At 72.3% G+C, this 12,770-nt stretch carries 12 protein-coding genes; 11 read left to right on the top strand and 1 reads right to left on the bottom strand.

Annotated features, from left to right (window positions below; translation table 11 throughout):
• Positions 1–3: 3 nt before the first annotated feature.
• From ADL05_RS25140 to ADL05_RS25105, 8 genes are all read left to right on the top strand, one after another.
• Complete coding sequence (locus tag ADL05_RS25140; protein WP_053619483.1) at positions 4–1,047, top strand: pyridoxal-phosphate dependent enzyme; 1,044 nt, start codon at positions 4–6, stop codon at positions 1,045–1,047.
• Positions 1,048–1,189: 142 nt separating this feature from the next.
• A complete protein-coding gene (locus tag ADL05_RS25135; protein WP_053619482.1) occupies positions 1,190–2,218 on the top strand; it encodes an ABC transporter substrate-binding protein in 1,029 nt (342 codons plus the stop codon).
• Positions 2,219–2,304: 86 nt separating this feature from the next.
• Complete coding sequence (locus ADL05_RS25130; protein ID WP_053619481.1) at positions 2,305–3,405, top strand: iron ABC transporter permease; 1,101 nt, start codon at positions 2,305–2,307, stop codon at positions 3,403–3,405.
• A gap of 54 nt (positions 3,406–3,459) precedes the next feature.
• Complete coding sequence (locus tag ADL05_RS25125; RefSeq protein WP_053619480.1) at positions 3,460–4,392, top strand: RimK family alpha-L-glutamate ligase; 933 nt, start codon at positions 3,460–3,462, stop codon at positions 4,390–4,392.
• A gap of 9 nt (positions 4,393–4,401) precedes the next feature.
• Positions 4,402–5,640 (top strand): MFS transporter, encoded by a 1,239-nt coding sequence (locus ADL05_RS25120; protein WP_053619479.1) that lies wholly within the window; start codon positions 4,402–4,404, stop codon positions 5,638–5,640.
• A gap of 46 nt (positions 5,641–5,686) precedes the next feature.
• Entirely contained in the window at positions 5,687–6,511 is an 825-nt protein-coding gene (locus tag ADL05_RS25115) for an ABC transporter ATP-binding protein (RefSeq protein ID WP_053619478.1), read from the top strand.
• Between the two features lie 123 nt (positions 6,512–6,634).
• The gene (locus tag ADL05_RS25110) at positions 6,635–7,093 is read left to right on the top strand and encodes a hypothetical protein (protein ID WP_053619477.1); all 459 of its coding nucleotides are present in this window, start codon (positions 6,635–6,637) and stop codon (positions 7,091–7,093) included.
• Positions 7,094–7,255: 162 nt separating this feature from the next.
• Entirely contained in the window at positions 7,256–8,227 is a 972-nt protein-coding gene (locus ADL05_RS25105; RefSeq protein WP_053619476.1) for a bile acid:sodium symporter family protein, read from the top strand.
• Between the two features lie 18 nt (positions 8,228–8,245).
• Here the strand turns inward: ADL05_RS25105 and ADL05_RS25100 are convergent, their stop codons facing one another.
• Positions 8,246–9,022, bottom strand: a complete 777-nt coding sequence (locus tag ADL05_RS25100; RefSeq protein WP_053619475.1) for an SDR family oxidoreductase — start codon at positions 9,020–9,022, stop codon at positions 8,246–8,248.
• Positions 9,023–9,260: 238 nt separating this feature from the next.
• On the opposite strand from ADL05_RS25100, the gene ADL05_RS25095 reads away from it, so the two are divergent.
• The 3 genes from ADL05_RS25095 to katG all read left to right on the top strand — a co-directional run bounded on the left by ADL05_RS25095 (position 9,261) and on the right by katG (position 12,646).
• Positions 9,261–9,749 (top strand): glutathione peroxidase, encoded by a 489-nt coding sequence (locus ADL05_RS25095; RefSeq protein ID WP_053619474.1) that lies wholly within the window; start codon positions 9,261–9,263, stop codon positions 9,747–9,749.
• Between the two features lie 201 nt (positions 9,750–9,950).
• The gene (locus tag ADL05_RS25090; RefSeq protein WP_053619473.1) at positions 9,951–10,382 is read left to right on the top strand and encodes a Fur family transcriptional regulator; all 432 of its coding nucleotides are present in this window, start codon (positions 9,951–9,953) and stop codon (positions 10,380–10,382) included.
• Positions 10,383–10,420: 38 nt separating this feature from the next.
• The gene (gene katG / locus ADL05_RS25085) at positions 10,421–12,646 is read left to right on the top strand and encodes a catalase/peroxidase HPI (protein ID WP_053619472.1); all 2,226 of its coding nucleotides are present in this window, start codon (positions 10,421–10,423) and stop codon (positions 12,644–12,646) included.
• Positions 12,647–12,770 lie beyond the last annotated feature (124 nt).

Below are 12,770 nucleotides of genomic sequence, written 5' to 3'. Positions count from 1 at the left end.
GCGGTGCACGAGCACTACGCGGACGCCATCGCCGACCCCGACTGCATCCGGCTCGGCCCCGACCTGGTGTGCCTGCGGTTCGAGGTGATGAAGGTGCGTTCGGCCCTGGGGGCCGTGCGCCATCTGCTGGCCACGGAGGCGGTACGCCCCGGCGACACCCTCGTGGACAGCTCCAGCGGCATCTACGCGCTGGCCCTCGCGCTCGCCTGTCACCGGTACGGGATGCGCTGCCACATCGTGGGCTCCACCACGGTGGACGAGACGTTGCGGGTCCAGCTGGAGATCCTGGGCGCGACCCTGGAGCGGATGCCGCCCTCGGACGACCTGATGCTCGACCAGAACCGCCGTGTCGAGCGGGTCGGGAGGCTGCTGCTGGAGAACCCCGGCTTCCACTGGATGCGCCAGTACCACGACGCCATCCACTACGTCGGCTACCGCGAGGTGGCCGAACAGCTCGACCGGGAGGTGCCGGGCGGGCCGCTGACCATCGTCAGCGGCGTGGGCACCGGCTCCTCGACCGGGGCCCTGGCGTGCTACCTGCGGGCGGCCGGCCGGGACGTGCGGTTGATCGGCATCCAGCCGTTCGGCAGCGTCACCTTCGACGCCGGGCACACCGCCGACCCGGACATGATCATCGCGGGCATCGGCAGCTCGATCGAGTTCCGCAACGTGCGCCACGAACTCTACGACCGCATCCACTGGGTGTCGTTCGAGTACGCGCGGGCCGGCGCGGTGGCCTTGCTGAGGGACAGCGGCGTGTTCGCCGGGCTCTCCGCCGGGGCGGCCTACCTGGCCGCGGAGTGGGAGCGCGGGCGCTCGGAGGGCCGCACCGTCGTGTTCCTGGCTCCCGACACCGGTCACCGCTACGTCCGCGCGGCGTTCGCGGCGCACGCGCAGGTGCCGGGCATCGCCGGTCTGGCACCGCACGAGGTGGCCGACAGCGACGGGATCGCGCTGCCCTGGTCCGTCGCCGACTGGGCGGCCTCCGCACCCTCCCCCGACGACGCCCTGCCCGTGCCCGCCCGAGCCCCGAGCGGATCGACCTGACCGCCGGACCCGTCGGCGGGACCGGACCCGTTGGCGGAACCGGACCCGCCGGCGGAACCGGGCCGCTCTCCCGGAGCGGCGCCGGTGCGACGACACCGCGTGTGCGTCGCCACTCTCGAACGACCGAAAGGATCCCCCTTCCATGCAGCACAAGCGACAGTTCATGCGGCGACCCCTACGGCGTCCGGGTCTCGCCCTGGCGGCGGTCGCCGGAGTTCTGGCCGCGACGGCGTGCGGCGGCGGTGGTGGCACCGATGAGGCGACCACGCAGGCCGGCGCGGGGGACTACCCGCTGACGGTGCAGAACTGTGGCCGGGAGGTGACCATCGAGGCGCCGCCCGAGAACATGTACGTGATCGGTGGCGAGGCCGGGACCCTGGTGCACGCCGCCGGCGGCACCGATCGGATCGGCACGTTCGCCCCCCTGATCGGGGAGCCGCTCGGCGATGCGGAGGGTCCGCTCGGCGAGGCCGAGCAGGCCCCCATCCAGAGCTCGGACGACATCTCCCGCGAGGTGATCATCGGCGCCGAACCCGACCTGGTGGTCACCTACGGGCTCAACGAGTTCGGCCCGGAGGACCTGGAGGCCGCCGGCATCCCGACACTGATCATCAGCGGCTACTGCGGGGGCTTCGGTGCCGGGCAGTCCGAGGTCGAGGACCCGCTGGAGGGCGTCTTCGACGACATCACCACACTGGGTCAGGTCCTGGGCACCGAGGACGCCGCCGAGCAGGCGGTCACCGACCTGCGCGGCCGGCTCGACGCGGTGACCGAGCGGGCCGAGCAGTCCCCGCCGGACGAGGACGCGGCCGCCGCCCTCTTCGTCGCCGGTCCGGACGCCGCGATCGGCGCGTACGGCCGACGCGGCATGGTCCACCAGCAGATGGAGTACGCGGGCCTGTCGAACGTCTTCGAGGACACCGACGAGCGGTACTTCGAGCCCAACACCGAAGCCCTGATCGAAGCCGCCCCGCAGCGGATCATCGCGCTCTACGAGCCGGGCGACACCTCCGAGGAGGAGGTGCGCGAGGCGCTCACCGGCCGGTCGGAGCTCAGCTCGGTCCCGGCGGTCGAGGCCGACCGGATCATGGTGCTCGACTTCTTCTACTCCGGGCACGGCACGCTCGCGATCGACGGCCTGGAGCAGTTGGCCGCGCTCATCGATGAGTGAGACGACCATGACCGGCGCCGGACGCGTGGACGGTAGCGGATGAGTGTTCCGGCCACCCGCCCGGCGGCTGTGCAGAAAGGGCCGCGATGGCGTTGACCGCAGACCAGGACGACACGCTCGGCGCGGGCGGCGTGCCGTCCGACGATCTCGACCACGGCCGGCGCACCCGGCGGACACTGCTGTGGGTCGGCGGCCTCACCGTGCTGCTGCTGGTCAGCGTTCCGGTCGCGATCGGGCTCGGCCCGGTCTCGATCCCGCCCGACACCGTCGCGCGCATCATCGGCAGCCACGTCCTCGGCACACCGGAGGCGACATGGACCGCCTCCGAGGACAGCATCGTCTGGCTGGTGCGCACCCCCCGCGTCCTGCTGGCGGCCGCGGTCGGGGCGGCACTGGCGATCGCCGGGGCGGCGCTCCAGGCCCTGGTACGCAACGTGCTGGCCGAGCCGTACCTGCTGGGCATCACCTACGGCGCCTCCACCGGCGCCGCGCTCACCATCCTGTTCGGCGTCGGCGCCTCGATCGGGGCGAGCTCGCTCACCGGCAGCGCGTTCGTCGGCGCGCTGGTGGCGACCGGGGCGGTGTTCGCGCTGGCGACCACCGGAGGCAGGATCACCTCCGTGCGCCTGCTGCTCGCCGGCGTCTCGGTCGGCTACGTCCTGCACGCGGCCACCAGCTTCCTGATCTTCGCCTCGGACACGCCGGAAGGCGCCCGGGCGGTGCTGTTCTGGCTGCTCGGCTCGCTGGCCAGGGCCGAGTGGTCCGGGGTGGCGACCGCCGGGGCGCCGATGCTGCTCGCCCTGGTGATCCTGGTGCTGTGGTCGCGCAAGCTGGACGCGCTCACGCTCGGGGACGACACCGCCCACGCGCTGGGCAGCCCGCCGGCGCGGCTCCGTGTGCAGGTGCTGCTGGTGGTCGCCCTGTGCGTGGGCGCCGCGGTCGCCGTGTCCGGCGGGATCGGATTCGTCGGCCTGGTCGTCCCGCACGTGGCCCGGCTCTGCGTCGGCGGCGTGCACCGGCGCCTGCTCCCGGTCGCCGCGCTGCTCGGGGCGTCCTTCCTGATCTGGGCCGACGTGGTGGCCAGGATGGCGTTCGTCCCCCGTGAGCTGCCGATCGGCATCGTCACCGCCGTGGCGGGCGCGCCGTTCCTGTTCTTCCTGGTACGCCGGATGAAGTCGGCGGCCTGACCCCCGTGTCGCACCCCGTACCCCCGCACCCACACGAGGAAGGCTCCGTCCACGATGGCTGAAGCGCCGCTGATCCTCCTGCTCGGCAACGACGATGACGACGACGACCACCGCGCCCTGTTCGCCGAGATCCACCGCCTCGGCGGCCAGGCCCGGCGGGTGCACCCCGACGACCTGGTCACCGAGGTGACCGCGGACGGCACCCGCTTCCTGGCCGAGGGCGCCGAACTGGCGCCCGACCTGGTGTTCGGCTGGGTCTACGAGGACTACCTGATCCTGGGCATGAACCAGCTGGAGACCGCCCGGCTCGCCGGGATCCCCGTGGTCAACTCGGCGATGACGCTGCTGCGCGGGCAGTCGAAGTACCTGAACTCCGCGCTGCTGCACCGGGCCGGCGTGCGGCACCTGCCGGTGCTGTGGGGCCGGGACGAGGAGACACTCGTGTCCTGGACCGCCGAGCGCGGGTACCCGATGGTGACCAAACCCCTGATGAGCTCCCGCGGGCGCGGAATGCACCGGCTCACCGACGAGGCGTCGGTCCGCGACTACACCCGCGCGCTCGACCCCGCGCCCGAGCAGTACTACGTCCAGCCCTTCGTCTCAGCCGGGCACCGCGACACCCGCGTCCTGTGCGTCAACTACCAGGCGGTGGCCGCCGTGACGCGGATCGCGCCCGAGGGCACCTGGATCTCCAACGCGCCCGGCAACACCCGTCACCGCGCCGAACTCACCGCCGACCTGCGCGCGATCGCCGAACAGGCGGCCGAGGCGATGGACGCGCTGTTCGCCGGAGTGGACGTCGCCCACGACGAGGAGACCGGCGAACTACGGGTCTACGAGGTCAACACCTGCCCCACCTGTACCGCCACGTTCCAGGAACTGGACATGGAACCGGTACCGCTGCTGGAGCTGGCCTCCTTCCTGGTGGCCGCCGCCCGCGACTTCCAGGGGGCGCGGACCGGCTGGCGCCCCTCGGCCACGGTCTGAGGTGCCGTGATGCTCTCGACCCTGCGCAACCGACGGTTCCGGCTCGCCTGGCTGAGCTACACGGCGTCCAGCACGGCCACCTCGCTCACCCCGGTGGCGCTCACCCTGTTCGTGCTCGACACCCAGGGCGGGGTCGCCGTCCTCGGGCTCGTGCTCGGCTCCCGCACCGCGGGTTTCGTGGTCGGCGCGGTCGTCGGCGGCATGGTCACCGACGGCTACCCGCGCCGGACCGTGCTCACCGTGGCGAGCGCCGTGCGCGGCACGGCGATCCTGGCCTCGGTCGCCGCCTTCACCGTCTCCGTGCCCGCGATCTGCGCCGCGATCCTGGTGGCCGGGATCGGCGAGGGCGTCTTCCGCGGCGCCTACCAGGCCCTGATCGGCGAGGTGGTGGCCGAACCGGACCGGCAGCGGGCCAACGCCCTCTCCACGCTGAGCAACCGGCTGATGCTGGTCGGCGGGCCGACCCTGGCGGCCCTGCTCTACGTGGCGGTCGGCGGCTCGGTGACACTGGTGGCCACGGGCCTGCTCTGGCTGGGCTCGGCCGGACTGGCACTGCTCCTGCCGCGCGGTGGGCGGCCGCCGTCCAACGACGCGCGGCGGCGCCCGTTCGCCGACTACGCCGAGGTGCTGCGCGAGGCGGGGCGGCACCGCTGGTTCGTCGCCGGACTCGGCGCGCTGGTGGTCTGGCTGGCGCTCGGGTTCGCCGTGCAGCAGCTGACCCTGCCGGTGGTCAGCCGGAGCGACCTGGGCGGCGAGGCCTTCCTCGGCATCGCGCTCGGCTGCTACTCCGCCGGGGCCGTGGCCGGGGCGCTGCTGCTGTCGCGTTGGACGCCGCGCCGCCCTGGGACCGTCGCCTTCGCCGGGCTCAGCCTCTACGGCCTGGTCCCGCTGGCCCTCACCGTGCCGGGGGTGGCGCCGCAGTGGGGCGCCGCCCTGGTACTGCTGGCCTACTTCCTCGGCGGGATCGGGATCGAGGCGTTCAACATCCCCTGGTTCAGCGCCATCCAGCGGGAGGTACCGCCGGAGCGGCTGGGCCGGCTCTTCTCCTTCGACTTCATGGTCTCCCACGGCGTCGCGCCACTGGGCCTGGTCCTGCTGCCCCTCGCCCTGACCTCGGTCGGCCAGACCCCCGTGCTGCTGGTGTGCGGGCTCCTGACCGTGGCCGCGGCGCTGGGCGCGCTGGCGGTTCCCGGGGCCCGGAGCCTCGCCGACCCCCGGCCCCTCGCACGGTCCGGGACCGCCCCGTGACGACCACACGCCCCTGACCGACCACGTCCCATGAGAGTCGCCCACCGTGATCAGCGCATCCGACGTGACGTTCGCCTACGACGGAACCCCCGTGCTCGCCGGGGTCGGACTCCACGCCGACTCCGGCCGTGTCCTCGGGCTCATCGGCCCGAACGGCAGCGGGAAGACGACCCTGCTGCGCATCCTGTACGCCGCCCTGACACCGAGGCACGGAGCGGTGCTCATCGACGACGATCCGGTGGGCGCGCTGAAGGGGCGCGAACTGCCCCGGCGCGTCGCGGTGGTGGCCCAGGAAGCGCCACCGGAACTGCCGGTCACCGTCGCCGAGATGGTCCTGCTCGGACGGTCCCCCCACCGCTCGTCGCTGCAGGCCTACACCGCGCACGACCACCGCACGGCCGCCGCCGCGCTGCGGCGGGTCGGGATCCGCCACCTCGCCGACCGCAACTTCGCCGCCCTGTCCGGGGGCGAGAAGCAGCGCACCCTCATCGCCCGCGCGCTCACCCAGCAGACCGGCCACCTGCTCCTGGACGAACCGACCAACCACCTGGACATCCGCTACCAGCACGAGGTCCTCCAGCTGGTGAGCGCTCTCGACATCACCACGGTCGTCGTGCTGCACGACCTCAACCTGGCCGCGCGCTACTGCGACCACCTGGTGCTGCTCGACCAGGGCCGCGTGGCCAAGGCCGGGCCCACCCCCGAGGTGCTGACCCCCGAGGTGCTCGAACCCGTCTACCAGATCTCGGTGCGCGTCCTGGAGGACGGGGACCACGTGCAGCTGGTGTTCCGGCCGCGCGACGAGCCCTCCGCGGGCCCGGTGGCGCACCGGCGCCCGGCGGTGGACGCCCAGCCGTACGAAGCGCACTGAGGGCCCCGGGGGAGTGTCACCGGGGCGCTCCCCCGGATCCGGGTGGCGCCCCGGCGCCCGGCGGCTCCGCGGATGTCGCCGAACCGCCTCCACGGCCGTGCCCGGCGTGCGAGGATCGGCCCCATGGCAGACCCCGTCCCGCTCCGCGAGAGCGTCGCGATCGACCGCCTCGCCGACGACATGAAGCACGAACGCGTCTACGTGCTGTGTCCCAACCGCTTCTGGGCCTCGGTCCTCACCGGAGTCGACGGCGGTACGTTCTTCCTGCCCACACCGCTCGGCCTGGTCTTCGTGGAGGACACGGACACCGACGCGATGTGGGCCGTCATCGACTCACTGCCGCGCCCCCTCGTGGCGGGCGAGTGCGTGCTGACCTGGCCGCGCACGCCCGCGGGGCGGGACGCGCTCGTCGCGGCGGGGATCGACACGACGCCCGCGCCGGAGGACGCCGGCGAACTGCCGCTACTGCTGTTCGCCGAGGACGGCGGACGCGAGCGCATGCCCAAGCTCCTCAACGACGCGCTGTCGATGTACCGCCCCATCTCGGCCGCCCGCATCCGGGCCCGCGCCCGCCACACCTGAGGCCGTCGCCACGCGGAGCGGGCGGACACGGAAGCCGGTCCCGGCCGAGAACCCCCGCGGGCACGGAAGTTACGCTGGTGCGCGCGGTGCCGACCCCTGTGGGCGGCAACCGCTCGGGGCGCGCCTCCCGGCGTCCCCGGAGCACCTCTCGGGAGTAGCACCATGACGGTCATCACGAAGATCGCCGACGCCGTCGGCCGGTGGTTCGCCCTGCTGGTCCTGGCCGGAGGCGTGGTCGGCCTCCTGGCGCCCGCGCAGAGCGCGGCCCTCGCCCCCCACATCCCCCTCCTGCTCGGCGTCATCATGTTCGGCATGGGGCTGACGATGCGCCCCGTGGACTTCGCCGTCGTCGCCAGACACCCCCGGGCCGTGATCCTGGGCGTGGCCGCCCAGTACACGGTGATGCCCCTGCTGGGCTTCGGGATCGCCCACCTGTTCCAGCTGCCGCCGATGCTCGTCGTCGGCATGGTGCTGGTGGGCGCCGCGCCCGGCGGCACGGCGTCCAACGTGATCGTCTACCTCGCCCGGGGCGACGTGGCGCTGTCGGTGGCCATGACGTCGATCTCCACCCTCCTGGCGCCGGTCCTGACCCCGCTGATCGTCCTGGGCCTGGCCGGGTCCACGCTGCCGGTCTCCGCCGGCGACCTGTTCCTGTCGATCGTGCAGATGGTGCTCGTCCCGGTCGTGGCGGGACTGCTCCTGCGCCGGTTCGCCACCCGCGCCGTGGAGGCCGTCCTGCCCGCGCTGCCGCTGGTGTCGGTCACCGGCATCGTCGTGGTGGTCGCGGCGGTCGTGGGCGCCAACGCCGACGCGGTCCTGAGCACCGGACTGCTGCTGGGCCTGGCCGTGGTCCTGCACAACCTCCTGGGCCTGGCGATCGGCTACGCGGCGGGCGCCGCCAGCAGGGTGCCCGAGTCCGCCCGGCGGGCGATCAGCATCGAGGTCGGCATGCAGAACTCGGGCCTGGCGGCGGCGCTGGCCACCGCCCACTTCGCCCCGCTGGCCGCTCTGCCGGGCGCCCTGTTCTCCGTCTGGCACAACGTGTCCGGAGCGACGATGGCCACCGTCTGGGCGCGCCGCGAGCCCGAGGACGCGCCCCCGGACCGCGACACCGAGTCCGCCGCCCAGGGCTGAGGGGACGGCCCGGTCGGGTCACAGCCCGTTGGCCGTGGTGGCGATCCCCCCGTCCACGGGGATGACGGCGCCGGTGACGTAGGAGCCCGCACGGCTGGCCAGGTAGACCGCGGTGCCCGCCATGTCGTCGTCCCGGCCGATGCGGCGCAGCGGCGCCGCCTGCGCGATGTGGTCGCCGAAGGCGTCCAGCGTGCTCGCCATCATCTTCGAGGGGAAGGGCCCGGGCGCGACCGCGTTGACGGTGATCGCCTTGGGACCCAGCTCCCGCGCCAGGTGCCGGGTCAGCTGGTGGACGGCCGCCTTGCTGGAGGAGTAGGCGTAGGTGGGCAGGTCCGGGACGTGGATGCCGTCGATACTGCCGACGTTGATGACGCGCGCCGGGTCCTCGGGCGTGGCCGCGGCCTCCAGCGCCGGCAGGAAGGCGCGCACGAGGAAGAAGGGTGACTTCAGGTTGAGGTCCAGGACCTTGTCCCAGGCCGACTCGGGGAAGGTCTCCAGCGGCTCGCCCCAGGTGGCGCCCGCGTTGTTCACCAGAATGTGCACCTCGGGCGCCTGCGCGGTGACCTCGTCCGCGAGCCGCCGGCACTCGTCCTCGGCCGAGAGGTCGGCGGGTACGGCGTGCACCTCCCCGAACGCCGACAGTTCCTCGCGGGCCCGCTCGCAGGCGTCGGCCTTGCGGGAGCTGATCCACACGCGGGCCCCGGCCTGGAGCAGTCCGCGGGCCATCATCATCCCGATCCCGCGGGTGCCCCCGGTGACGACGGCGTTCTTCCCGGTCAGATCGAACAGGTCCATTCCAGCTCCTCCTACGACGGTGTGTGGGGAGGCTAGCCGACCCCGCCGGCCACCGCCGACGCCGGGGGATCGGTGGCGGGGAGTCGGCCGTGTCGGCGAAGGAGCGGGGACCGGTCGCGACGGACCGGCTGCACCGCGGCGGAACCCGTCCGGTGCGGACCGGCGCGGGCCGTGTTCGGCTTCGTCGCCCGCGCCTGAGACAGTATGGCCGGTCACCGCTACCACCGAGGAGCCACGTATGGACCTGTACGACATCCCGCTGCGCACGCTGTCCGGCGAGCCCGCGTCGCTGTCCGACCACCGCGGGCGCGTCCTGCTGATCGTGAACGTCGCCTCCAAGTGCGGCCTCACGCCGCAGTACGAAGGCCTGGAGCGTCTGCACGAGCGCTACCAGGACCAGGGCCTCACCGTGCTGGGCGTGCCCTGCAACCAGTTCATGGGGCAGGAGCCCGGCACGTCCGAGGAGATCGCCACCTTCTGCTCGACCACCTACGGCGTCACCTTCCCGCTGCTGGAGAAGACCGACGTCAACGGTGAGGAGCGCCACCCGTTGTACGCGGAGCTCGTGCGGACCCCCGACGCCGGGGGCGAGGCCGGTGACGTGCAGTGGAACTTCGAGAAGTTCCTCGTCGACACCGGGGGCCGGGTCGTCGGCCGGTTCCGTCCGGCCACCGAGCCCGAGGCGGAGGAGATCGTCTCCGCGATCAAGGCGCACCTGCCGGGCTGATCCCCTGACACGGGCCGGGTCCGTCTTCGGGCCCGGCCCGCTCTCGTTCCCACGGGCCCGCGCTCCCGCCCGACGCGGCCGGACGCTCACCGGACCGGCTCTGACCAGGCCGGTCGCGCCCGAGGGCCGCGCACTCGGCCAGTCTTGTCGGACTCGCCCCAATATTTGACTTGCTCCAGAAAAGGCGGCAGACTTCGAGGCATGACAACCCCTTCGGATTTCGAGCGAATGTTGCGCGAGTCCGCTCTGCGGGTGACCAGCCCTCGACTGGCCGTGCTCTCCGCCGTGCACGAGAATCCGCACGCGGACACGGAGTCGATCATCGGTGTGGTGCGCTCGCGCCTCGGTACCGTGTCCGACCAGGCCGTCTACGACGTCCTCAAGGCACTGACCGGCGCGGGCCTGGTGCGACGCATACAGCCGCAGAACTCCGTGGCCCGCTACGAGACTCGGGTCGGGGACAACCACCACCACGTCGTGTGCCGGTCGTGCGGTGCCATCGCCGACGTCGACTGCGCCGTCGGACACGCACCGTGCCTGAACGCCTCACACAACCACGGTTTCGTCATCGACGAGGCCGAGGTCGTCTACTGGGGCGTCTGCGCGGACTGCTCCAACACACCGAGTTCCTGAAACAGCCAGTTCACTCCTCCCTGCTCCGGAAGGACACCATGTCTGAAAGCAACGAAGCTGTCGACGCGCCCCTCAAGACGGAGGGCTCGGGCGGTTGCCCGGTCGCGCACGGCCGTGCCCCGCACCCCACGCAGGGCGGGGGCAACCGCGGCTGGTGGCCCAACCAGCTCAACCTGAAGATCCTGGCCAAGAACCCGGCCGTGTCGAACCCGCTCGGTGAGGACTTCGACTACGCCGAGGCGTTCAAGGCCCTCGACCTGGACGCCGTGAAGGCGGACATCGCCGAGGTCCTCTCGGACTCCCAGGACTGGTGGCCGGCCGACTTCGGGCACTACGGCCCGCTCATGATCCGCATGGCCTGGCACAGCGCCGGCACCTACCGGTCGCACGACGGCCGCGGCGGCGGCAGCGCCGGCCAGCAGCGCTTCGCGCCGCTGAACAGCTGGCCCGACAACGTCAACCTGGACAAGGCCCGCCGCCTGCTGTGGCCGGTCAAGAAGAAGTACGGCCAGAACATCTCCTGGGCCGACCTCATGATCCTCACCGGCAACGTCGCGCTGGAGTCCATGGGCTTCAAGACCTTCGGCTTCGGCGGCGGTCGCGAGGACGTGTGGGAGCCGGACGAGGACGTCTACTGGGGCCCCGAGACCACGTGGCTCGACGACCAGCGCTACACGGGCGACCGTGACCTGGAGAAGCCGCTGGCCGCGGTCCAGATGGGCCTCATCTACGTCAACCCCGAGGGCCCCAACGGCAACCCGGACCCGCTGGCCGCGGCCCGCGACATCCGCGAGACCTTCGCCCGCATGGGCATGAACGACGAGGAGACCGTCGCCCTCATCGCGGGCGGCCACACCTTCGGCAAGACCCACGGCGCGGCGCCGGACTCCAACCTGGAGGCCGAGCCGGAGTCCGCGGGCCTGGAGATGCAGGGCCTGGGCTGGAAGAACAACCACGGCACCGGCAAGGGCGCCGACACCATCGGCTCGGGCCTGGAGGTCACCTGGACCACCACGCCCGCCCAGTGGAGCCAGGGCTTCTTCCGGAACCTGTTCGAGTTCGAGTACGAGCTCACCCAGAGCCCGGGCGGCGCCAACCAGTGGGTCGCCAAGGACGCCGAGGAGGTCATCCCCGACGCCCACATCCCCGGCAAGAAGCACAAGCCGACCATGCTCACCACCGACCTGTCGCTGCGCGTCGACCCGGTCTACGAGCAGATCTCGCGCCGCTTCTACGAGGACCACGAGGCGTTCGCGGACGCGTTCGCCCGCGCCTGGTACAAGCTGACCCACCGTGACATGGGCCCGAAGGTGCGCTACCTCGGCCCGGAGGTCCCGGAGGAGACGCTGATCTGGCAGGACCCGCTGCCCGCGCGGGAGGGCGAGGTCATCGGCGCCGCGGAGATCGCCGCGCTCAAGGCCAAGGTCGCCGAGTCCGGCCTGACCGTCTCCCAGCTGGTGTCCACGGCGTGGGCCTCGGCGTCCACCTACCGTGACAGCGACAAGCGCGGCGGCGCCAACGGCGCCCGGATCCGCCTTGAGCCGCAGATCGACTGGGAGGTCAACAACCCGGCCGAGCTGCGCGGCGTGCTCAACACGCTGGAGAGCATCGCGGTCGAGTTCAACGCCTCCTCGGACAAGAAGGTCTCGCTCGCGGACCTGATCGTCCTGGCCGGCGGCGTCGGCATCGAGCAGGCCGCCAAGGCGGCCGGCCACGAGGTCGAGGTGCCCTTCACCCCGGGCCGCGTCGACGCCACCCAGGAGCAGACCGACCCCGGTCAGTTCGCCTTCCTGGAGCCGGTGGCCGACGGCTTCCGCAACTACTACGGCAAGGGCAACCGCCTCCCCGCCGAGTACCTGCTGCTCGACAAGGCGAACCTGCTCGGCGTGAGCGCGCCGGAGATGACCGTTCTGGTGGGTGGCCTGCGTGTGCTGGGCACCAACCACGACGGTTCGGACGTGGGCGTGTTCACCGAGCACCCGGGCGCGCTGACGAACGACTTCTTCGTCAACCTGCTGGACCTGGGGACGAACTGGGCCCCGACCGGCGAGACCTCCGAGACGTCGGAGACGTTCGTGGCCAAGGACGACTCCGGTGCGGTCAAGTGGACCGGCAGCCGTGTCGACCTGCTGTTCGGCTCGAACTCCGAGCTGCGCGCGCTGGCCGAGGTGTACGCCTCCGACGACGCGAAGGAGAAGTTCGTCCAGGACTTCGTCGCCGCGTGGAACAAGATCATGAACGCGGACCGGTTCGACCTCGTCTGATCCACCGCGCTGATCTGACGGGACCGTAGAAGTCCCGGATCCGGAGCCGGCCCGACCACCACGGTCGGGCCGGCTCTCGTCGTGCCGGGAGCGTCCGGGTCGCCGACACACGAGGGGCCGGCCG

It is taken from the genome of Nocardiopsis sp. NRRL B-16309, from assembly GCF_001279585.1.
In the GTDB taxonomy this organism is placed as follows: Bacteria; Actinomycetota; Actinomycetes; order Streptosporangiales; family Streptosporangiaceae; genus Nocardiopsis.
The sequence above is the reverse complement of the archived record's forward strand: the minus strand, read 5'-3'. Positions and strand labels throughout refer to the sequence as shown.